This is a genomic window from Ramlibacter sp. (genome assembly GCF_036676645.1).
In the GTDB taxonomy this organism is placed as follows: domain Bacteria; phylum Pseudomonadota; class Gammaproteobacteria; order Burkholderiales; family Burkholderiaceae_C; genus Ramlibacter.
Genome location: NZ_JAKFCM010000007.1, coordinates 20515 through 40761 on the forward strand (window position 1 = coordinate 20515; position 20247 = coordinate 40761).

The window sequence follows — 20247 nt, forward strand, 5'->3', positions numbered from 1 at the left end:
GCAGCCGCCCCGCTACCATTGGGCGCATGAGCGTGCCCCTGCCCTCGTCGCTGGAAGCGCCCCTGCGGCCCGTCGGCGGGCGCCCCGGTGCGCGCTTCCTGCTGTCGCACCCGGCCCACCTGCTCGCGCTGGGATTCGGCTGCGGCCTCAGCCCGGCGGCGCCGGGCACGGTCGCCACCCTGTGGGCCTGGCTCTCCTTCCTGGTGCTGCAGGCCTGGCTGCCGCCGGCCGCACTCGGCTGGGTGGTGGTGGCCAGCGTGCCGGTCGGCTGGTGGGCCAGCACCGTCACGGCTGGCCACCTGGGCGTGGCGGATCCGGGCGCCATCGTCGCCGACGAGATCCTGTCGTTCTGGCTGGTGCTCTGGCTGCTGATGCCGGCCGGCTGGCTGGTCCAGTTCCTCGCCTTCATCCTGTTCCGCTTCTTCGACGCCGCCAAGCCGGGGCCGGTCGGCTGGGCGGACAAGCTCTTCCACGGCTTCGGCTGGCGCGGCGGACTGGGCATCGTGTTCGACGACCTGGTCGCTGCGTTCTGCACGCTGCTGGTGCTGGCGCTGGGGGTGCGGCTCGCATGGACGCTGGGCTGAACCGCGTCTGCGAAGGCCTGGCGCAGGCGCTGGTCGGGCGCGGCTGGATGCTGGCCACCGCCGAGAGCTGCACCGGCGGCCTGATCGCCGCGGCGTGCACCTCGCTGGCCGGCTCGAGCAACTGGTTCGAGCGCGGCTTCGTGACCTACTCGAACGAAGCCAAGTCCGACCTGCTCGGCGTGGATGCCAGCGCGATCGCGACGCATGGCGCGGTCAGCGAAATGGTGGCGCGCGCCATGGCCTTCGGGGCCGTGCGCCGCTCGCACGCCCAGGTGGCCGTCGCCGTGACCGGCATCGCAGGCCCGGCCGGCGGCAGCCCGGACAAGCCGGTGGGCACCGTGTGGTTCGGCTTCTCGGTCGACGGGCGGCTCACCAGCGAGACGATGCGTTTCGACGGCGACCGCCAGGCCGTGCGCGAGGCCGCCGTTCGGCATGCGCTGGCGCGCCTGCTCGCGCTGCTGCAAGGAGCGTGAGATGGACTGGTTCGACGGCTTCGGAGCCGGCGTCCACCGCGTCAACGGGGTGGACATCTTCGCCCGCCTCGGCGGCGACCGCCGCAAGCCGGCGCTGCTGCTGCTGCACGGCTTTCCGCAGACCCACGCGCTGTGGCACCGGGTCGCGCGCCGGCTGGCCGCCGACTACTTCATCGTGCTGCCGGACCTGCGCGGCTACGGCGACTCGGCCAAGCCGCCGGGCGCGCCCGACCACGCCAACTACAGCAAGCGGGCCATGGCCGCCGACGCCGTCGCCCTGATGTCGTCGCTCGGGGTGGAGCACTTCTTCCTGTGCGGCCACGACCGTGGCGGCCGCGTCTCGCACCGCCTCGCCCTGGACCACCCCGGGCGCGTGAAGAAGCTGTGCGTGCTCGACATCGCTCCGACCCTGGACATGTACCAGGGCCATTGGGGTCGGATTCCAGTTCCCGGCGAGCCCGCCGGGAGGTTGGAAGCCAACCCGCATTTCATCTTTGCGCGCAGCTACTACCACTGGTTCCATTTGATCCAGCCGGCGCCGCTGCCCGAAACCATGATCGGTGGCGACCCCAAGGCCTACCTGCACGCCAAGCTGGGCGGCTGGGGGTCGGGCGGGCTGTCGTACATCGAGCCGCAGGCGCTGGCCGAGTACGAACGCTGCTTCTGCCGGCCCGAGGCGATCCACGGTGCGTGCGAGGACTACCGGGCCAGCGCCGGCATCGACATGGTGCACGACCAGGCCAGCCGGGACGCCGGCGAGCGCATCCGCTGCGACACGCTGGTGCTGTGGGGCGAGCGCGGCCTGGTGAACAAGCTGTTCCGCCCGCTCGAGCTGTGGCAGGCACAGTGCGAAGGCCGCGTCGGCGGCCGCGCGCTGCCGAGCGGCCACTTCATCCCCGAGGAGCTGCCGCGCGAGACCGCGGAGGCACTCGCATCGTTCTTCCGGCAAGGAGAGGCGTGATGGCATCGCAACGAGACAAGGCGCAACGCATGGCGCAACTGCATGCGCGGCCCGGCTGCTTCGTGATCCCCAACTTCTGGGACGTGGGGTCCGCCCGGCTGCTGGAGTCGCTCGGTTTCGAGGCGCTCGCCAGCAGCAGTGCCGGATTCGCCTTCTCGCGCGGGCGCCCGGACATGGGCGTGACGCGCGAGGAGAAGCTGCAGCACCTGCGCGAAGTCTGCGCCGCCACCGCCTTGCCGGTCAGCGCCGACCTGCAGAACGGCTTCGGCCACCGGCCGGAGGAGGCCGCCGAAACCATCCGGCTGGCCGCCATCGCGGGCGTGGTCGGCGGCTCGATCGAGGACTGCCGCGGCCCCGTGGACGACCCGATCTACGAGCTCTCGCTGGCGCGCGAACGCGTGCAGGCCGCGGCCGAAGCCGCGCACTCGCTGCCCTTTCCCTTCACGCTGACGGCGCGCGCCGAGAACCACCTGTGGGGGCGCGACGACCTGGACGACACCATCCGGCGACTGGTGGCCTACGAAGAGGCCGGCGCCGACGTGCTGTTCGCACCGGGGCTGAAAACGGCGGACCAGATCCGCGCCGTGCTGGCGGCCGTGAAGAAGCCGGTCAACGTGATCATGGGGGCGCCCGGCATGCCGCTGGACCTGGCGCAACTGCAGGCCCTGGGGGTGCGCCGCATCAGCGTGGGCGGTTCGCTGGCGCGCACCGCCTATGCGGCGCTGCTGGCGGCCGGCCGCGAGATGCGCTCGCAAGGCACGTTCAGCTACGCGAACGACGTGCCGTCCACGCACTGGTTCAACGACGCGTTCGGCGGCTGAAGATCCGCCGCGGCGTCAGGCCAGCGCCGGCGCCACGTGGACACCGAGACCCGCGAGCCGCTTGCCCAGGGCGAGCACCGCGCGGTCCTTGCTCAGCAGCGCAGCGCGCCGGGCCACGGCCAGGTCGATGAACTTCTGGTCGTCGGGGTCGCGGCAGGCAGGCCCCGCGCGCGGGGCCGAAGGTGCCGGCTGCGCGTGGCGGTCGAAGGCACCCAGCACCTCGGCGGCCGCGATGCCGCCGGCGCTCATCCGGCGCGCCAACTGCGGATAGGCCAGCACCCGCTCCAGTTCCTGGCGCATGGCGGCCGTGGCCAGCCACTGCAGGCGCCCCTCCAGCAGCCCTTGGTGCAGCGGGCGCGCCGCGGCATCGCCGAACACGAACACGTCCAGCACGATGTTGGTGTCAAGCACGAGGCGTTGCATCGCCCTCTGCGCCGCGGGTCGAACCCGCCACCATGTCGAAGCGGAACAGCCGGCACTCGATCGGACCGTTCCACAAGGGCACGCGGCGCGACTCCTTCAGGCGCATCCGCGAGGGCAGTTTCAGGTCGGGCGTCAGCACCCAGGCCGTCCAGCCGGCGTAGTGCCGCTTCCAGTGGGCGGCCAGCGCGGCAAAGAAGTCCTGCGCCGGGTCCACCTGCGGGCGCTCGCGCCCGCGCTGCACGCGCCCGGCCACGCCGGCCGTTTCGATGCGCTCGCCATAGGGCGGGTTGAGCAGCAGCAGGCCGGGCGCCGCGCAGGGCGGCAGCCGCTGCAGCGCATCGCCACCGCGCAATTCCAGCGCCGCTGCGACGCCGGCGCGTTCGGCGTTGCGGCGGGCGAAATCGACCATGCGGAACGCCACGTCGCTGCCGAAGACGGGCGCCGTGGCCGGGTGCTGCGCAGCCTGCGCCTCCTCCTTCAGCTGCTTCCAGACTGGCGGCTGGAAGGGCAGCTGGCGCTCGAAGGCAAAGCGCCGCAAGGATCCCGGGGCGATGCCGCAGGCCAGCTGGGCCGCCTCGATCGCGATCGTGCCGCTGCCGCAGCAGGGGTCGTACAGGGGGACGTCCGCCTGCCAGCCGCTGGCCGCGACCATGGCGGCAGCCAGCGTCTCCTTCAGGGGCGCCTCGCCCTTGTCCTCGCGCCAGCCGCGCTTGAACAGCGGCTCGCCGGAGGTGTCGATGTAGAGCGTGCAGTCGGTGGCGCTCAGGTGCGCGAACAGGCGCACGTCGGGCCGCTGGGTGTCCACGTCGGGGCGTGCGCCGGCCTTCGCCCGGAAGCGGTCGGCGACCGCGTCCTTGATCTTCAGCGCCGCGAAGTTCAGGCTCCTGAGCGGGCTGCGCTGCGCCGTGACCTCGACCTTGAAGCTCTGGCGCGGCGTGAACCAGGCCTCCCAGCCGACCGCCGCGGCGGCGTCGTACAGGTCGGCCTCGGCGCGGTAGGGGGTGTGCGACAGCTGCACCAGCACGCGCTGGGCCAGCCGGCTGTGCAGGTTCAGCCGCAGCGCATCGCGCCAGCCGGCGCGCGCCTGCACGCCGCCGCGGCCGACCAGCAGGTCGTCGCCGGCCAGGCCGGTGAGCCGGTGCACCTCGTCGGCCAGCAGGTCTTCGACGCCGGCCGCGCACGGCAGGAACAGTTGGAGGGTCACAGGGCCTTTCGCAGGTTGGCCGGCGCGATCCGCAGCGCCTCGCGGTACTTGGCGACGGTGCGGCGCGCGCACTCGATGCCCTGCTCCTTCAGCATCTCGGAAATGCGGCTGTCCGACAGCGGCCGGGCGGCGTCTTCGGCGGCGACCAGCTGGCGGATCAGCGCCCGCACGGCGGTGGACGACGCGTTGCCGCCGGTCTCGGTGCCCAGCGCGGAGCCGAAGAAGTACTTGAGCTCGAAGGTCCCCAGCGGCGTGGCCATGTACTTGGCGGTGGTCACGCGCGAGATGGTGGATTCGTGCAGGCCCAGCTCGTCGGCGATCTCGCGCAGCACCAGCGGGCGCATCGCGAGTTCGCCGTGCACGAAGAAGTTCTTCTGCCGCTCGACGATGGCGGTGGACACCCGCAGGATGGTGTCGAAGCGCTGCTGGATGTTCTTGATGAACCAGCGCGCTTCCTGCAGCCGCTGCTGCAGCGCCTGGTGCCCTTCGCCGCGGTGCGCCCTGAGGGCACCGGCGTAGGCGTCGTGCACGCGCAGCCGGGGCAGCACGTCGGGGTTGAGCTGGACGCGGAAGCGGAACGGGTTGCCCGGCCCGGCGGGGCTGACCAGCACGTCCGGCACCACGATGTTGCGCTCGACGTCGGCAAAGCGCCGCCCCGGCTTGGGCTCCAGGCGGCTGATCAGGGCCATCCCGGCCCTGATGTCCGGCTCGGCCAGCCGGCACAGCTGGGCGAGTCGCCGCACGTCGCGGCGCGCCAGCAGGTCCATCGGCTGCCCGCAGATCGCCAGCGCGGTGTCGCACGCCGCCGGATCGGCGCCCTCCTCCCGCCGGGCCTGCAGCTGCAGTTGCAGGCACTCGGCCAGCGACCGCGCGCCCACGCCGGCGGGATCGAGGTGCTGGAGCAAGCGCAGCGCGACCGTGAAGCGGTGGACGAGTTCCTCCTGCTGCTCCGGGTCGCCGGGGGCCAGCGCGGCGGCCAGCGCCTCGGGCGAATCCTCCAGATAGCCGTCGTCGTCCAGCGACTCGATCAGGAAGCGCAGCGCGGCCCGGTCCTCCGCGGCCAGCCGCAAGGCCAGCGCCTGCCGGTGCAGGTGGTCCGGCAAGGACTCGTGCCCGCACGCGAGGTCGATCGCATCGGCGCCGCCCTCGCCATCGGAATCCCTGCGGCGAGCCGGGGCCTCCCCGCCCCACTCGCCGTCGTCGGGCACCAGCTCGATGCTGCCATCGCCCTCCCAGTCGGCCGCCTCCGGCGACGTCGCGTCGATTGCGCCGGCCGCGGGCGTGTCCGGCGCGGCCGCCTCCAGCGCCGCTTCCTCCCGCTCGGCCTCGGGCGGCAGGGTGTCGGCATGGCTGAGGCCGAACTCCTCGCGCGGCGCCTCCTCCGGCACGACCTCGAGGAACGGGTTGTCGCCGAGCATCTGCTCGACCTCCTGCGCCAGCTCGAGCGTCGACAGCTGCAGCAGGCGGATCGACTGCTGCAGCTGCGGGGTCAGCGCGAGGTGCTGCGAGACCCGAAGCGACAGCCCCTGCTTCATGGGTGTCCCCGGCGCGCCATGGCTAGGTCGAGCGCCGCCGGCCCGCCCCAAGGCGCGAGCGCCCTCCCGGGAGGCAGCGCAGGACACGAAGCGACAAGCGGGGGGCCATTACATTCTGAAGTGCTCGCCGAGATAGACCCGGCGCACGTCGGCGTTGTCGACGATCTCCGAAGGGGTGCCCTGCGCCAGCACCTCGCCCTCGCTGATGATGTAGGCGTGGTCGCAGATGCCCAGCGTCTCGCGCACGTTGTGGTCGGTGATCAGCACCCCGATGCCGCGCGACTTGAGGAAGCCGATGATGCGCTGGATCTCGATGACGGCGATCGGGTCGATGCCGGCGAAGGGCTCGTCCAGCAGGATGAAGCGCGGCTGCGTCGCCAGCGCGCGGGCGATCTCGACCCGCCGCCGCTCGCCGCCGGACAGCGCGGGCGCCGGCGAGTCGCGCAGGTGATCCACCCGCAGGTCCTGCAGCAGCGCGGCCAGCCGTTCCTCGATCTCCTCGCGCGCCAGCGGCCGGCCGCCCGGGCCACGCTGCAGTTCCAGCACCGCCCGCACGTTCTCCGCGACGTTGAGCTTGCGGAAGATCGACGCTTCCTGCGGCAGGTAGGACAGCCCCAGGCGCGAGCGGCGGTGGATCGGCATGTGCTCCACGGCCTGCCCGTCGATGGAGATGTCGCCGGCATCGGCGCGCACCAGCCCCACGATCATGTAGAAGGAGGTGGTCTTGCCCGCGCCGTTGGGGCCCAGCAGGCCGACCACCTCGCCATTGGCCACGCCGAGCGACACGTCCTTGACCACGGCCCGGCTGCCGTAGGTCTTGCGCAGGTGGCGCGCCTCCAGGCGGCTGCGGACCGGCTGCGCTTCCGGGGCGGCCGGCACAGCCTCCGCCAGGTCCACCTTCACCGCGCTTCCCCGCGCAAGGTGGTGCTCGGCCGCAGCTGCGCCGGCGGCGGCGCGGCCGGTGCGGACGGCGCGGGTGCGGACGCGGATGCACGCGGTGCCAGCACGGCGCGCACGCGCCCGCCCGGGGTGGGCGAGGTCGGCCCGCCGTCCACGGTGAACACGTCGGTGGTGTTGTCGTAGGTGATCAGGCTGCCCTGCACCTCGTCGGCCAGGGTGGCGCCCCGGTAGCGGCGCATCTCGGCGCGCCGGATGAACTTCACGCGGTCGGCCTTGCCGTCGTACTCGATCACCTCGCCTTCGCCCTCGATGTACTCGTCCACGCCCTCGCGCTTCTGGCGGAAGAACGCGCGCTCGCCCGGCGCCGCCGTCACCACGCCGTACTGGAAGCCTTCGGGGTCCTGCCGCACGTCCACCCGCGCGCCACGGATCAGGATGGTGCCCTTGGTCAGCACCACCCGGCCGGTGAACACGCTGGTCTGGTTGAGGTCGTCGTAGCGCAGCGCATCGGCCTCGATGTTCATCGGCTGGCCGCGGTCGGCCCGTTCGGCCTGGGCCGGCAGGGCCAGCGCGGCCGACGCGAGCAGAAGGACGGGAAGAAAGGTCTTCATAAAGGCACGAATCTTGCTGTCGATTGTACGGGGGCCCCGCGACGCGCCCCAGAACACAAGGCCCGCCGAAGCGGGCCGGTGCGAGTCGACGAGCCGGGCCGGATCAGCGCGACTTGCGTGCCTCGGCGATCAGGTACTCGGCGACCTGCACGGCGCGCGGCATGCTGCCGGCCATGGAGCCGTCGGTGTACCAGCGCCCGGCGATGCCCAGCGCGGGCACGCCCTCCACCTTGTAGGCGTCCTGCAGCTGGGCCGCCTTGCGCGCCTTGGTGGAAATCGAGAAGGAGTTGTAGATCTCCTGGAACTTCGCCTTGTCGAGGCCGTTCTTCGCGGCCCACTCGAGGATCGGGCCCTCCTTGTCCAGCGCCTGCCGCTCGGCGTGGATCGCGTGGAACACCTTGCGGTGCAGCTCGTCGACCTTGCCCATGGCTTCCAGGGTGAAGTAGAGGCGCTGCTGCGGCACGAAGCTGTCGCGGAAGGCCACCGGCACCCGGCGCAACACCACGTCCGCCGGCAGCCGCTTCTGCCAGGCTTCCAGCTGCGGCTCGAAGGAGTTGCAGTGCGGGCACGAGTACCAGAAGAACTCCACCACCTCGACCTTGCCGGCGGGTGCTTCGGTGGGCGCGCGCTTGTCCAGCGACTTGTAGTCGCCCCCGTCCTCGGGCTTCTTCTGGGCCCAGGCCAGCGGCGGCAGCCCCAGGCCCGCGGCGGCAACGACGCAGGCGGCGCCCGCGGAGAACTCACGTCGGTTCATGTCGGTCTTTCACTCCTTGAGTCTGGGCTCAGAGCCGTGGCGCGGCGGCTTGGTTCCCGCCGGCCGCTCAGCGCTGGACGCGCACCAGCGCGGTTTCCAGCCCTATGCCTTCGAGCTTTTCCTTGCTGCGGTCGGCCTCGTCCTTGCGCTCGAAGGGACCGACGCGCACGCGGAAGACCTGCCGGCCCGACTGCTCGCGCTCGGTGACGCGCGCCTCGATGCCCATCAGCGACAGCTTGGCACGCTGCGCCTCGGCATCCTCGGCGGTGCGGAAGGCGCCGACCTGCACGAAATAGAGGAAGGGATCGGCGGCCGGGCTGGCCGAGCGCGCCGCGGCGAACTCGCCCAGCGGATCGGCCGAGCCGGAGGCGGCGGTGGCTGGCCGGCCGGCCACCGCCGGCGGCAGCGGCGCGGGCCCCGCGGCAGGCGCCGGCGGCAGCGGCCGCGCCGGGTTCTTGCCGTACAGCGGCGCGTTGGGATCCCAGTCCTTGTTCTTCCTGATCTCGGCCGCGTCCTGCTCGGCCGTACGGCCGGTGTGCTTGCTGACGAAGGGCACCGGCACCTTGGTGACATAGACCGCCACCGCGAGCGCGATGCCCAGCCCGATCAGCACCCCGATGACGAGGCCCACCAGCACATTGCCACGCTGTCTGTTCAAGTTCCTGCTCACATCTTCTCCGGCGCGTCCACGCCGAGCATCGCCAGGCCGTTGCGCAGCACCTGCGCGGTGGCCGCCACCAGCGCCAGCCGCGCCCGCCTCAGCGTCTCGTCATCCACCAGGATGCGCTCGGCATCATAGTAGGAGTGGTAGGCGGCCGCGAGCTCGCGCAGGTAGAAGGTCACGTCGTGCGGCGCGAAGTCGGCCGCGGCCGCGGCCAGCATGTCGGGGTACCTGGCCAGCTGCAGCATCAGAGCCAGCGCCACCGGGCTGTCCAGCGCCGACAGGTCCGCTTCGCGCAGCGCGCCGGCGTCACCGCCCCAGGCCGCCAGCACCGAGCAGATGCGGGCGTGGGCGTACTGGACGTAGTACACGGGGTTGTCGTTGTTCTGCGCCAGCGCCAGGTCGACGTCGAACACGTACTCGGTGTCCGGCTTGCGCGACAGCAGGAAGAAGCGCACCGCGTCCTTGCTGGTCCACTCGACCAGGTCGCGCAGCGTCACGTAGCTGCCGGCCCGCTTGGAGATCTTGACCTCCTGGCCGCCGCGCATCACGCGCACCATGGTGTGCAGCACGTAATCGGGATAGCCGGCCGGTATGCCGACGCCGGCCGCCTGCAGCCCGGCGCGCACCCGCGCGATGGTGCCGTGGTGGTCGGTGCCCTGGATGTTGACCGCCTTGCGGAAGCCGCGCTCCCACTTGCTGATGTGGTAGGCCACGTCCGGCACGAAGTAGGTGTAGCCGCCGTCGGACTTGCGCATCACGCGGTCCTTGTCGTCGCCGTAGTCGGTCGACTTCAGCCACAGCGCGCCGTCCTGCTCGTAGGTCTTGCCGGCCTGCTGCAGCCGCTGCACCGTGGCCTCGACCTTGCCGCTGGTGTACAGGCTGGACTCCAGGTAGTAGTGGTCGAACTTCACGGCGAAGGCCCGCAGGTCCAGGTCCTGCTCGTGGCGCAGGTAGGCCACCGCGAACTGGCGGATGCCGTCCAGGTCCTCGACGTCGCCGGAAGCGGTGAAGGCGCGGTCGTCCGACTGCACCGTCCTGCCCGCCAGGAAGTCCTGCGCGATGTCGGCGATGTAGTCGCCGTTGTAGGCGGCCTCCGGCCAGCCGGCGTCGCCGGGCTTCAGGCCGCGCGCGCGCAACTGCACCGACTGCGCCAGGGTGGCGATCTGCACGCCGGCGTCGTTGTAGTAGAACTCGCGCCACACGTCCCAGCCCTGGCTGGCGTACAGGTTGCAGATCGCGTCGCCCAGGGCGGCCTGGCGGCCGTGGCCCACGTGCAGCGGGCCGGTGGGGTTGGCCGAGACGAACTCCACCATCAGGCGCTGGCCGTTGGCGCGCCGGTGGCCGAAACGCTCGCCGGCCTGCAGCACCTCGCGCACCACCTGCTGCTTGGCGGCGGGCTTGAGGCGGATGTTCAGGAAGCCGGGGCCGGCGATCTCGACGGCATCGACCCAGCGCTGGAAGGCGGGCGCCTGCAGAAGGCCGGAGCGGAGGTTTTCCGCGACCTGGCGCGGATTGAGCTTGAGCGGCCGGGCCAGCTGCAGGGCCGCGGTGCAGGCCAGGTCGCCGTGCGCCGCCGCCTTGGGCGACTCGAACGCGGCTTTCGCTCCCGCGCCCGGCGACAGCCGTTCCAGCCCGGACGCCAGCGCGCCGAGCAATTCTTCTTTCACCAGGAGCATCGCCGGATTTTACGGGCGCGACCTCATCCAGCCGTCGGCGCGCACGAGCGACTGCCTCGAGAAGGGCTGGCCTCCCTCGTCCTGGGGGGAACCTCGCCAGGCTGGGGGAAGCGGGCCGGCCCTGGTCCGCGCTACAAAGCCGGCCCGTCTACTTCAATCGAGGAGGTTCCCATGCAGAAGATTCTTGGCCTGGCCACCCTGGGGCTGTCGCTGTCGCTGTCGCTCGGCGCCGCCCAGGCGGCCGAACTGAAAGCGGCGCCGGCCACGGCAGGGCAGCAGTCCCGCATGAAGGCCTGCAATGCCGAAGCGAAATCCAGGGCGCTCAAGGGCGACGAACGCAAGGCGTTCATGAGCGAGTGCCTGAAGAAGAAGTCCTGAGCGGCGGCGGGGGCGTCCCCCGCCGGATCAGCCCAGCTGTCCCCAGCCGCGCGCCAGGAACACCGCCGGCAGCGGGATGAAGGGGACGATGTGGGCCTGCCACATCACCCAGCGCCGCACCCGACGCACTTCCTCCGCGGACGGCAGGCTGCCGTCGGCGCGCAGCGCCTTGCGCCAGGCGATGAAGCGCAGGGTGGGCCGGATCGACATCAGCGCGACCATGGCGAACAGGCCGACCTTGGACCACAGCAGCCAGTTCGTTCCGTACCAGCCGGCCCCCTTCATGCCCAGGAAGATGCGCGCCAGCCCCGTCAGCAGCACGGCGGCGGCCGCGATGCCGTAGATGCGGTCCACGACCACCAGCCGCTCGATCACCGTGGCATTGAGCCATTCGGGCCGGCAGATCGCCGTTTCGCTGGTCAGGAAGACCACGATCGCCAGGACGGCGGAGATGTGCAGGAAGGCGAGCAGGGCTTCGAGGGTCATGGGATGGAGGGGGCGCCTTCGCGCCAGAAATCGGGCCGGCCGAAATGCTGCTTGAGGAAATCGATCCACAGGCGCACCCGCACGGGCAGGTGCTTGCGCTGCGGAAAGACCGCGTAGATGCCGTTGGGCGGGGCGGCGTAGTCGGCCAGCACCTCGACCAGCCGGCCGGCCTGCAGGTCGGCCTCCACTTCCCAGGTGCTGCGCCAGGCGATGCCCCAGCCGCGCAGGCACCAGTCGTGCAGCACCTGGCCGTCGGAGCAGTCGAGCGGCCCGGCGGGGCGGAAGTGCACCACCTCCAGCGCCGAGGGCGGCCCGGCGTCCGCCAGGACACCTTCGTGGATCCGCCCCGGGGCGGTCCGCGGGACCCGGAACGCCCAGCCGCGCACCTGCGAGGCTTCGCTCGACAGCATGAGGCAGGGGAAGCGCGCCAGGTCCGCCGGGTGCTGGGGGGTGCCATGGCGCGCCAGGAACTGCGGCGTCGCCACGCACAGGCGGCGGTTGTCGGCCATGCGCACGCTGACCAGGGAGGAGTCGGGCAGGTCGCCCACCCGCACGGCGCAGTCGTAGCCCTCGCCGGTGAGGTCGACCACGCGGTCGCTGAGGTTGAGCGAGATGGTCACGTCCTGGTGCTGCTCGCGAAAGCGCGGCACCAGCGGTGCCACGTGGCGCCGGCCGAAGCCCGCCGGCGCCGTGACGCGCAGGTGGCCGCTGGCCTTGACGCCGCCGGCGCTGACGCTGGCCTCGGCATTGGCCAGGTCGGCCAGCAGCCGCTGGCAGTCCTCCAGGAAGGCGCTGCCCTCGTGGGTCAGCGTCAGGCGCCGGGTGGTGCGCACCAGCAGCTTCACGCCCAGGCGCTCCTCCAGCCCGTCGAGCCGCCGGCCCATGATGGCGGGCGCCACCCCCTCGGCCTTGGCGGCCGCGGTGAGGCTGCCGCGGGTGGCGACCGAGACGAAGGACTCGAGTTGCTTGAGCTTGTCCATCCAGGCCCGATTATGGTCGGATTAACCATTGGCAAGTCACGAATCAAATCACTTGCCGGGCTCTAAACCTTGGTCACAGGTTGGAATAAAGTCCGACCAAGGGCCGCGGCGAAGGCCGCGCGCTGTCCTATTTCCTTGCAATCCACTGGAGTCTTGCCATGACCGCCCGCACGTCCGCCCACCGCCTGCAGGTCGCCACCGAGCTGCACCGCTTCATCGAGGAGGAGGTCCTGCCCGGCACCGAGGTCGCCCCCGCCGATTTCTGGAAGGGCTTCGACGCCCTCGTGCACGACCTCGCGCCGAAGAACAAGGCCCTGCTGGCCGAGCGCGACCGGCTGCAGGCCGAACTGGACCGTTGGCACCAGGCCCACCCCGGCCCGGTGCAGGACGTCCAGGGCTACCGCGCCTTCCTGGAGCAGATCGGCTACCTGGTGCCGGCGCCGGCCGGCGTGCAGGCCACCACCGCCAACGTGGACGCCGAACTGGCGCTGCAGGCCGGTCCGCAGCTGGTGGTGCCGATCCTGAATGCGCGCTACGCACTGAACGCCGCCAACGCACGCTGGGGCTCCCTGTACGACGCGCTGTACGGCACCGACGCCATTCCCGAGACCGCCGGCGCCGAGAAGGGCCCCGGCTACAACGAGGTGCGCGGGGCCAGGGTGATCGCCTACGCGCGCGGCGTGCTCGACCAGGCCGCACCGCTGGCCCAGGGCTCGCACCGCGATGCGCTCGCCTACCGGGTCGAAGGCGGCCGGCTGGTGGTGGCGCTGCAGGGCGGCGCCAGCACCGGACTGAAGGATGCGTCGCAGTTCGTGGGCTTCCAGGGGCCGGCCGGCGCGCCTTCGTCCGTGCTGCTGCGGCACCACGGCATCCACATCGACGTCCGGATCGACCGCACGACGCCGATCGGCAGCGGCGACCCGGCCGGCATCACCGACGTGGTGATGGAGGCGGCGCTGTCGACCATCCTCGACCTGGAAGACTCGGTGACGGTGGTCGACGCCGAGGACAAGGTGCTGGCCTACCGCAACTGGCTGGGCATCCTCAAGGGCGACCTGACCGAGCAGGTGAGCAAGGGCGGCCGCACCTTCACGCGCGGCCTGAATCCCGATCGCGTCTACACCGCGCCCGGCGGCGGCAGCGTGACGCTGCACGGCCGCTCGCTGCTGTTCGTGCGCAACGTCGGGCACCTGATGACGAACCCGGCCATCCTGTGGGGCGAGGGCCAGGAGATCCCGGAAGGCATCCTCGACGCGGTCGTGACCACCGCCATCGCGGTCCACGACCTGAAGGGACACGGCGCCAACGGCATCCGCAACTCGCGCACCGGCTCGGTCTACATCGTCAAGCCCAAGATGCACGGGCCGCGGGAAGTGGCGTTCGCCAGCGAGCTGTTCGGCCGCGTCGAGCAGCTGCTCGGCCTGCCGGCCAACACGGTGAAGCTGGGCATCATGGACGAGGAGCGCCGCACCAGCGTCAACCTGCAGGCCTGCATCGCCGAGGCCGCCGCGCGCGTGGCCTTCATCAACACCGGCTTCCTCGACCGCACCGGCGACGAGATGCACACGGCGATGCTGGCCGGGCCGATGTTCCGCAAGGGCGACATGAAGGCCAGCAGCTGGATCCAGGCCTACGAGAGGAACAACGTGCTGGTCGGCCTGGCCTGCGGCCTGCGCGGCCGCGCCCAGATCGGCAAGGGCATGTGGGCCATGCCGGACCTGATGGCCGCCATGCTGGAGCAGAAGGTCGGCCATCCCAAGGCCGGCGCCAACACCGCCTGGGTGCCCTCGCCGACCGCCGCCACGCTGCACGCGCTGCACTACCACCAGGTCGACGTCGCCGCGGTGCAGCGCGAGCTGGAGAAGATCGACGCCGCCGGCGAGCGCGAGACCCTCCTGGCCGGCCTGCTGCAGGTGCCGGTGGTGCCGCAGGCGAAGTGGACGCCCGAGGAGCGCCAGCAGGAGCTGGACAACAACGTGCAGGGCATCCTGGGCTACGTGGTGCGCTGGATCGACCAGGGCGTGGGCTGCTCCAAGGTGCCCGACATCCACAACGTCGGCCTGATGGAGGACCGCGCCACCCTGCGCATCTCCAGCCAGCACATCGCCAACTGGCTGCACCACGGCGTGGTGGGCGAGCAGCAGGTGCGCGAGACCTTCCAGCGCATGGCCGCCGTGGTGGACAGGCAGAACGCGGGCGATCCGCTGTACCGGCCCATGGCCGGCAACTGGGAGACCTCGTTCGCCTACCGCGCCGCGCTCGACCTGGTGTTCAAGGGCAAGGAGCAGCCGTCCGGCTACACCGAGCCGCTGCTGCACGCGTGGCGGCTGAAGGTGAAGGCGGCGCGGGGCTGAGGCGGCCCGTAAGGTGTCATTGCGGGCTCGACCCCGGATCGGGGTCCGGGGCAGGCCCGCAATCCATCTCCCGTGCACGGTACACGCCCGCGCGGGTCCAGGCCGCGCGAGATGGATCCCGGCGTTCGCCGGGATGACACCAGGGGCGAGATGCGCGGGAGTCGCGAGCGGTATCCGCCCTCGCCTCAGATCGCCAGGTACTGGTGCCGCAGGTCCGCGTTGTCGATCACTTCCTTGGCGGTCCCGTCGAACACCACCTCGCCCATGTCGAGGATGACGGCGCGGTTGGCCAGGTGCAGCGCCGCGATGGCGTTCTGCTCGACGATGATGGTGGTCAGGCCCAGAGCCTTGATCTCCTCCAGGATCTTCTCGATCTCCTGCACGATCACCGGCGCCAGCCCCTCGTAGGGTTCGTCCAGCAGCAGCAGCTTGACGTCGCGCGACAGCGCGCGGGCGACCGCCAGCATCTGCTGCTCGCCGCCGGAGAGCGTGACGGCCTCCTGCCGGCGGCGCTCGGCCAGCCGCGGGAAGTGGGTGTAGATGCGGTCGATCGACCAGCCGCGCGGCTGCTCGATCTGGGCCAGCTGCAGGTTTTCCTCGACCGTCAGTCCGCCGATGATGCGGCGGTCCTCGGGCACCAGCCCGACGCCCAGCCGGGCCGCCTGCCAGGCCGCCAGCGGATGCAGCGCATGGCCGTCCAGCCAGACTTCGCCGCTGCGCAGCTGCGGATCGGCCAGTCGCGCGATGGTGCGCAGCGTCGAGGTCTTGCCGGCGCCGTTGCGGCCCAGCAGGGCCACGATCTCGCCTTCGTGCACGTCGAAGCCCACGCCCTGCACCACGTAGCTCTGCCCGTAGTAGGCGTGCAGGTTGCGGCAGGAGAAGAAGGCCGGCGAAGCCGGCGTGACGGCGCTCTCGCGCTCGGGGGTGGTGACGGCGGCGTTCACAGGTGGGCGCCTCCCAGGTAAGCCTGCTTGACCCGCTCGTCGCCCTTGATGGCCTGCGGGTCGCCCTCGGCGATGACCGTCCCCTGCGCCATCACGCTGATGCGCCGGGCCAGCGAGAACACCACGTGCATGTCGTGCTCGATGATCACCTTGGTCACCTTGCCCTCGCCGACCCGCTGCAGCAGGTCGATGGTGTTGTTGGTGTCGGCGCGCGACATGCCCGCCGTGGGCTCGTCCATCAGCAGCAGGCGCGGCTCCTGCACCAGGCACATGGCCAGTTCCAGCCGGCGCTTGTCGCCGCGCGAGAGGTTGCCCGACACGGCGTGCCGCTTGCCGGCCAGGCCGACGTCCTCGAGCGCGTGCTCGGCCCGCTCCAGCACCTCGGCCTGGGCGTCGGCGCGCGGCCAGGCGTTGAAGGCGAAGGCGCCGTCGCGGCGCGCCAGCGCCGGGATCACCACGTTCTCCAGCACGCTGAGGTCGCCGAAGATCTCGGGTGTCTGGAACACGCGTGCGACGCCGGTCTGGTTGATCTCGTGCGGCGCCAGCCCGACCAGCGACTTGCCGTCGAAGGTGACCGAGCCGCTGTCGGGCGCCAGCCGGCCGACGAAGCAGTTGAGCAGCGTGGACTTGCCCGCGCCGTTCGGGCCGATGATGGCGTGCACGCTGCCTTCCTCGACGGCGAGGTTGACGTCGTTCAGGGCCTTCAGGCCGGCGAAGCTCTTGCTCACGCCCTTGACGTGGAGGATCGACATGGCCTTCCTCCTAGGCGGTGCCCTGCGCGGGGCGCGTGACGGGATTGGGCGATCCGGGGTGCGATGTCCCTGGTTGCGGTGCGCCCGGCTGCGAGCCCGCCGGATGGGGCGTGGCGTGGTGCGGCCCGGCCGGGTGGGCGGGCGCCGCATGCGCCTGCGGCTCACCGGCGCTGCGCCGCCGCAGCAGGCGGCCGATGCGCTCGATGCCTTCCATGATCCCGCCCGGCAGGAAGATGACGATGATCATGAACAGCACGCCGAGCGTGAGATGCCAGCCCTCGCCCACGAACAGGCCGAGCAGGCCGACCACCGCGTTCTCCACCGGGTCGGGCAGGAAGGAGAAGATGCCGTGCAGGGTCTGCGCGTTGAAGGCCGAGAAGATGTTCTCGAAGTACTTGATCACCACGGCGCCCAGCATCGGGCCCAGCAGGGTGCCGACGCCGCCCAGGATGGTCATCAGCACCACCTCGCCGGAGGCGGTCCACTGCATGCGCTCCGCGCCGGCCAGCGGGTCGGTCACGGCCAGCAGCGAGCCGGCCAGCCCGGCGTACACGCCGGAGATCACGAACGCCGCCAGTGCGTAGGGCCGCGAGTGCACCCCGGTGAAGTTGAGCCGGTTCTGGTTGGACTTGATGGCGCGCAGCATGGTGCCGAACGGCGAGCGGCTGATGCGCAAGGCGACGTAGAACGCCAGGATCAGCAGCACCGCGCAGAAATAGAAGCCGCTGTAGCCGCTCATCGGGATGCCGAACAGGTTGGTGTGCGGGATCGCGCTGCTGGCCCCACTCAACCAGGTGTCGATCATGCGCGGGTCGGTGCGCGTGATCTGCAGCCCGGTTTCGCCGTTGGTGATCGGCGTGAGCACCGAATAGGCCAGGTTGTAGGACATCTGGGCGAAGGCCAGCGTCAGGATGGCGAAGTAGATGCCGGAGCGGCGCAGGCTCATGTAGCCGATCGCCAGCGAGAACAGGCCGGCCACGACCATGGCGCAGAGCACCGCCGGGAGCACGTTCATGGTCAGCAGCTTGAAGCACCAGACCGCCGTGTACGAGCCGACGCCCAGGAAGGCGGCGTGACCGAACGACAGGTAGCCGGTCAGGCCGAACAGGATGTTGAAGCCGATCGCGAAGATGCCGTAGATGGCGAATTTCTGCAGCAGGTCCGGGTAGCCCGCGCCCAGCGGCGCCGCCCACAGGGGGAGCGCCAGCACCGCCAGCGCGAAGCCGCCCAGCAGCAGCAGGTCCTTGCGGCCATTGATCGTCATGCCGCCTCCTTCAGGTTTCCATCAGGCCCTTGCGGCCCAGCAGCCCACGCGGGCGCACCAGCAGGATCACCACGGCGACCAGGTAGATGATCACCTGGTCGATGCCGGGCACCAGCGCCTTGATCTCGTTCATCGAGGCGAACGACTGCAGGATGCCCAGCAGGAAGCCGGCCAGCACCGCTCCCGCCAGCGACCCCATGCCGCCCACCACCACGACCACGAACGACAGCACCAGGAACTCCATCCCCATGTGGTAGTCGGGCGCCAGGATCGGCGTGTACATCGCGCCGGCGATGCCCGCCACCACCACCGCCAGGCCGAACACCACGGTGAAGCGGCGCTCGATGTGGATGCCGAACAGGCCCACCGTCTCGCGGTCGCGCATGCCGGCGCGCACCACCATGCCGAAGGTGGTGAAGCGCAGGAAGGCGAACACCGCGCCGATCACCACCAGCGAGAACACGAAGTAGACCAGTCGCCACCACGGATAGGTGATCGCGTTGCTGCCCAGCCCCAGCCAGGCGCCGACGTCGGCGCTGCCGGTGAAGGCGTCCGGCGTCGGCACCGGGATCGGGTTGGCGCCGAAGTAGGCCTTGACCAGCTCCTGCAGCACGATGGCCAGCCCGAAGGTCACCAGGATCTGGTCGGCGTGCGGCCGCCGGTAGAAGTGCCGGACCAGCCCGCGCTCGAACGCGATGCCCAGCACCAGCATCAGCGGGATCGCCAGCAGCACCGACAGCGGCACCGCGTAGTCGATCACCGTCGCACCGGCGTCGCCGAACCACAGCGTGAGGTAGGGCACCTCCTTGTACGAATCGAAGAAGGTCACGGTCGTGTCCTTGACCATCTTCGAGATCGTCAGCAGCTTGTGCAGCACGACCGCACAGAAGCCGCCCAGCATGAACAGGGCCCCGTGGGCGAAGTTCACCACCCCCAGCGTGCCGAAGATCAGGGTCAGGCCGAGGGCGATGAGGGCGTAGGCCCCGCCCTTGTCCAGGCCGTTGAGCAGTTGCAGCAGGATGGCGTCCATCGCGCGGGGCCCCTTGCCGTCAGACCTTGTAGGGGCCGAGTTCGCCGCCGCCCATCTTCGGGTCGTACTCGACCTGCGCGCGCGGCACCACCTTGACCACTTCCAGCAGCCCGAAGCGGCCGTTGGGCTTCTCGGCGCCGCGCATCACCAGCACGTCCTTGAAGCACTGGTGGTCGCCGGCGCGGTACTCGGTCGGGCCGTTGCCCAGGCCGTCGAACTTGAAGCCCTCCAGCGCCTTGATCACCTCGGGCGGATAGAAGGTGCCGGCCTTCTCCACGGCGTTGGCGTACAGCAGCGTCTGCACGTAGCAGGTCTGCGCGGCCTGCGAAGGCGGCTCGCCGTACTCCTGGCCGAACGACTTGGTGAAGGCCTTGGTCCCCTCGTCCTTGAGCGTCCAGTGCCAGTTGGCGGTGCCCAGGATGCCCTTGGCGGCATCGCCGGCGCCCTGCACCATCAGGCGCGAATACAGCGGCACCACGATCTCGAAGTTCTTGCCGTTGACGCTCTTGTCGCGCAGGCCGAACTGCACCGCCTGGCGCAGCGAGTTGACCATGTCCTTGCCGTAGTGGTTCAGGATCAGCACGTCGGCGCCGGAGTTCAGGACCGGGGTGATGTACTGCGAGAAGTCGCCGGCGCCCAGTGGCGTGCGCACCGCCTTGACCGTCTGCCAGCCGAGCTTCTCGGTGGCGTTCTTGATCGACTCTTCCTGCGTCCAGCCCCAGGTGTAGTCGGCGGTCAGGTGGTAGGCCTTGCGGTCCTTGCCCATCTCCTGGGCCAGGATCGGCGCCAGCGCCTGGCCCGACATGTAGGCATTGAAGAAGTGCCGGAAGCCATAGCGGCGCCGGTCCTTCATGGTGGTGTCGTTGGAGTGGGTCAGGCCGGCCATGAAGATCACGCCCATCTCCTGGGCCAGCGACTGCACCGCCACGGCGACGGCCGAGGACGAGCCGCCGGAGAACATGATCACGCCGTCCTTCTCGATCATGCGCTTGGCCGAGGCGCGCGCGGCGTCCGCCTTGGTCTGGGTGTCGCCGGTCACGTACTGGACCTTCTTGCCCAGGATGCCGTTGCCCTTGAGCGAGGACGGCTTGAAGGTCTTCATCATGCCGCCGTCGCCCTCGCCGTTGAGGTGCTTGGTGGCGAGCTTGAAGGCCTTGAGCTCGTCGTTGCCCTCGTCGGCATAGGGGCCGCTCTGGGGCACGTTGAAGCCCAGGGTCACGGTCTTGCTGTTGCCCGGGTTGTTGCGGAACTCCTCCGCCCAGGCGTTGCGCATGAAGAACGTGGGCGCCGCGATACCGGCCCCCATCGCGCCCATGCCCTTGAGTACGTTGCGTCGAACCTTGTCTTCCATGGTGGACCTCGTCGATCGGGTTGAAGTGAATCGAATGCGCCGCCGGACGACTGCACGGCACGGGCCGGACCATCTCATGGGTTTGTCAAGGTTTCAATAAAT

Annotated in this window: 21 protein-coding genes; 6 read left to right on the forward strand and 15 right to left on the reverse strand. The window is 70.7% G+C overall.

Annotated features, from left to right (window positions below):
* Positions 1-26: 26 nt before the first annotated feature.
* The 4 genes from V6M57_RS00550 to V6M57_RS00565 are packed head-to-tail and all read left to right on the forward strand — an operon-like array spanning position 27 to position 2839.
* Positions 27-584, forward strand: coding sequence for a phosphatidylglycerophosphatase A family protein (locus tag V6M57_RS00550; protein ID WP_332813019.1), 558 nt, complete (start codon positions 27-29; stop codon positions 582-584).
* Positions 569-1057, forward strand: coding sequence for a CinA family protein (locus V6M57_RS00555; protein WP_332813020.1), 489 nt, complete (start codon positions 569-571; stop codon positions 1055-1057). Before V6M57_RS00550 ends, V6M57_RS00555 begins: the two co-directional genes overlap by 16 nt.
* A gap of 1 nt (position 1058) precedes the next feature.
* Entirely contained in the window at positions 1059-2018 is a 960-nt protein-coding gene (locus V6M57_RS00560) for an alpha/beta fold hydrolase (RefSeq protein WP_332813021.1), read from the forward strand.
* Complete coding sequence (locus V6M57_RS00565) at positions 2018-2839, forward strand: isocitrate lyase/PEP mutase family protein (protein WP_332813022.1); 822 nt, start codon at positions 2018-2020, stop codon at positions 2837-2839. Before V6M57_RS00560 ends, V6M57_RS00565 begins: the two co-directional genes overlap by 1 nt.
* A gap of 15 nt (positions 2840-2854) precedes the next feature.
* On the opposite strand, the gene V6M57_RS00570 is transcribed toward V6M57_RS00565, so the two are convergent.
* From V6M57_RS00570 to argS, 8 genes are all read right to left on the reverse strand, one after another.
* Positions 2855-3250: a putative toxin-antitoxin system toxin component, PIN family gene (locus V6M57_RS00570; protein ID WP_332813023.1), complete on the reverse strand. Its 396-nt coding sequence runs from the start codon at positions 3248-3250 to the stop codon at positions 2855-2857.
* Positions 3243-4466, reverse strand: coding sequence for a THUMP domain-containing class I SAM-dependent RNA methyltransferase (locus tag V6M57_RS00575; RefSeq protein ID WP_332813024.1), 1224 nt, complete (start codon positions 4464-4466; stop codon positions 3243-3245). The genes V6M57_RS00570 and V6M57_RS00575 overlap by 8 nt, the downstream gene beginning before the upstream one ends.
* Positions 4463-6001: an RNA polymerase factor sigma-54 gene (gene rpoN / locus V6M57_RS00580; protein WP_332813025.1), complete on the reverse strand. Its 1539-nt coding sequence runs from the start codon at positions 5999-6001 to the stop codon at positions 4463-4465. Before rpoN ends, V6M57_RS00575 begins: the two co-directional genes overlap by 4 nt.
* Positions 6002-6109: 108 nt before the next feature.
* On the reverse strand, positions 6110-6898 hold the full coding sequence (gene lptB / locus V6M57_RS00585) for an LPS export ABC transporter ATP-binding protein (protein WP_332813085.1): 789 nt from the start codon (positions 6896-6898) through the stop codon (positions 6110-6112).
* 2 nt (positions 6899-6900) lie between these two features.
* Positions 6901-7512: a lipopolysaccharide transport periplasmic protein LptA gene (lptA, locus tag V6M57_RS00590; protein ID WP_332813026.1), complete on the reverse strand. Its 612-nt coding sequence runs from the start codon at positions 7510-7512 to the stop codon at positions 6901-6903.
* Between the two features lie 103 nt (positions 7513-7615).
* The gene (locus V6M57_RS00595) at positions 7616-8266 is read right to left on the reverse strand and encodes a thiol:disulfide interchange protein DsbA/DsbL (protein WP_332813027.1); all 651 of its coding nucleotides are present in this window, start codon (positions 8264-8266) and stop codon (positions 7616-7618) included.
* 67 nt (positions 8267-8333) lie between these two features.
* Positions 8334-8924: an SPOR domain-containing protein gene (locus V6M57_RS00600; RefSeq protein WP_332813028.1), complete on the reverse strand. Its 591-nt coding sequence runs from the start codon at positions 8922-8924 to the stop codon at positions 8334-8336.
* Between the two features lie 8 nt (positions 8925-8932).
* Positions 8933-10606, reverse strand: a complete 1674-nt coding sequence (argS, locus tag V6M57_RS00605; protein WP_332813029.1) for an arginine--tRNA ligase — start codon at positions 10604-10606, stop codon at positions 8933-8935.
* A gap of 171 nt (positions 10607-10777) precedes the next feature.
* Here argS and V6M57_RS00610 point away from each other — a divergent pair, with 171 nt between their 5' ends.
* A complete protein-coding gene (locus tag V6M57_RS00610; RefSeq protein ID WP_332813030.1) occupies positions 10778-10984 on the forward strand; it encodes a PsiF family protein in 207 nt (68 codons plus the stop codon).
* A gap of 27 nt (positions 10985-11011) precedes the next feature.
* On the opposite strand, the gene V6M57_RS00615 is transcribed toward V6M57_RS00610, so the two are convergent.
* Positions 11012-11470: a DUF2214 family protein gene (locus tag V6M57_RS00615; RefSeq protein ID WP_332813031.1), complete on the reverse strand. Its 459-nt coding sequence runs from the start codon at positions 11468-11470 to the stop codon at positions 11012-11014.
* Positions 11467-12450: a LysR family transcriptional regulator gene (locus tag V6M57_RS00620; protein WP_332813032.1), complete on the reverse strand. Its 984-nt coding sequence runs from the start codon at positions 12448-12450 to the stop codon at positions 11467-11469. The genes V6M57_RS00615 and V6M57_RS00620 overlap by 4 nt, the downstream gene beginning before the upstream one ends.
* A gap of 158 nt (positions 12451-12608) precedes the next feature.
* On the opposite strand from V6M57_RS00620, the gene V6M57_RS00625 reads away from it, so the two are divergent.
* Positions 12609-14804, forward strand: coding sequence for a malate synthase G (locus V6M57_RS00625; protein WP_332813033.1), 2196 nt, complete (start codon positions 12609-12611; stop codon positions 14802-14804).
* A 185-nt stretch (positions 14805-14989) separates the two neighbouring features.
* Here the strand turns inward: V6M57_RS00625 and V6M57_RS00630 are convergent, their stop codons facing one another.
* The 5 genes from V6M57_RS00630 to V6M57_RS00650 are packed head-to-tail and all read right to left on the reverse strand — an operon-like array spanning position 14990 to position 20145.
* Entirely contained in the window at positions 14990-15748 is a 759-nt protein-coding gene (locus tag V6M57_RS00630) for an ABC transporter ATP-binding protein (protein WP_332813034.1), read from the reverse strand.
* Positions 15745-16500, reverse strand: coding sequence for an ABC transporter ATP-binding protein (locus tag V6M57_RS00635; protein WP_332813035.1), 756 nt, complete (start codon positions 16498-16500; stop codon positions 15745-15747). Before V6M57_RS00635 ends, V6M57_RS00630 begins: the two co-directional genes overlap by 4 nt.
* 10 nt (positions 16501-16510) lie before the next feature.
* The gene (locus V6M57_RS00640) at positions 16511-17764 is read right to left on the reverse strand and encodes a branched-chain amino acid ABC transporter permease (RefSeq protein ID WP_332813036.1); all 1254 of its coding nucleotides are present in this window, start codon (positions 17762-17764) and stop codon (positions 16511-16513) included.
* Positions 17765-17774: 10 nt separating this feature from the next.
* Positions 17775-18794: a branched-chain amino acid ABC transporter permease gene (locus tag V6M57_RS00645; RefSeq protein ID WP_332813037.1), complete on the reverse strand. Its 1020-nt coding sequence runs from the start codon at positions 18792-18794 to the stop codon at positions 17775-17777.
* Positions 18795-18813: 19 nt separating this feature from the next.
* Positions 18814-20145, reverse strand: a complete 1332-nt coding sequence (locus V6M57_RS00650; RefSeq protein WP_332813038.1) for a substrate-binding protein — start codon at positions 20143-20145, stop codon at positions 18814-18816.
* Positions 20146-20247: the final 102 nt, after the last annotated feature.

Bases quoted from the DNA above. Each gene is read 5' to 3' on its own strand.
- V6M57_RS00650 (WP_332813038.1), bottom strand. From the start codon at position 20,145: ATGGAAGACAAGGTTCGACGCAACGTACTCAAGGGCATGGGCGCGATG.
- V6M57_RS00615 (WP_332813031.1), bottom strand. From the start codon at position 11,470: ATGACCCTCGAAGCCCTGCTCGCCTTCCTGCACATCTCCGCCGTCCTG.
- rpoN (WP_332813025.1), bottom strand. From the start codon at position 6,001: ATGAAGCAGGGGCTGTCGCTTCGGGTCTCGCAGCACCTCGCGCTGACC.
- V6M57_RS00560 (WP_332813021.1), top strand. From the start codon at position 1,059: ATGGACTGGTTCGACGGCTTCGGAGCCGGCGTCCACCGCGTCAACGGG.
- V6M57_RS00645 (WP_332813037.1), bottom strand. From the start codon at position 18,794: ATGGACGCCATCCTGCTGCAACTGCTCAACGGCCTGGACAAGGGCGGG.
- V6M57_RS00635 (WP_332813035.1), bottom strand. From the start codon at position 16,500: ATGTCGATCCTCCACGTCAAGGGCGTGAGCAAGAGCTTCGCCGGCCTG.
- lptA (WP_332813026.1), bottom strand. From the start codon at position 7,512: ATGAAGACCTTTCTTCCCGTCCTTCTGCTCGCGTCGGCCGCGCTGGCC.
- V6M57_RS00595 (WP_332813027.1), bottom strand. From the start codon at position 8,266: ATGAACCGACGTGAGTTCTCCGCGGGCGCCGCCTGCGTCGTTGCCGCC.
- V6M57_RS00625 (WP_332813033.1), top strand. From the start codon at position 12,609: ATGACCGCCCGCACGTCCGCCCACCGCCTGCAGGTCGCCACCGAGCTG.
- V6M57_RS00610 (WP_332813030.1), top strand. From the start codon at position 10,778: ATGCAGAAGATTCTTGGCCTGGCCACCCTGGGGCTGTCGCTGTCGCTG.
- argS (WP_332813029.1), bottom strand. From the start codon at position 10,606: ATGCTCCTGGTGAAAGAAGAATTGCTCGGCGCGCTGGCGTCCGGGCTG.
- V6M57_RS00620 (WP_332813032.1), bottom strand. From the start codon at position 12,450: ATGGACAAGCTCAAGCAACTCGAGTCCTTCGTCTCGGTCGCCACCCGC.
- V6M57_RS00550 (WP_332813019.1), top strand. From the start codon at position 27: ATGAGCGTGCCCCTGCCCTCGTCGCTGGAAGCGCCCCTGCGGCCCGTC.
- V6M57_RS00565 (WP_332813022.1), top strand. From the start codon at position 2,018: ATGGCATCGCAACGAGACAAGGCGCAACGCATGGCGCAACTGCATGCG.
- V6M57_RS00640 (WP_332813036.1), bottom strand. From the start codon at position 17,764: ATGACGATCAATGGCCGCAAGGACCTGCTGCTGCTGGGCGGCTTCGCG.
- V6M57_RS00555 (WP_332813020.1), top strand. From the start codon at position 569: ATGGACGCTGGGCTGAACCGCGTCTGCGAAGGCCTGGCGCAGGCGCTG.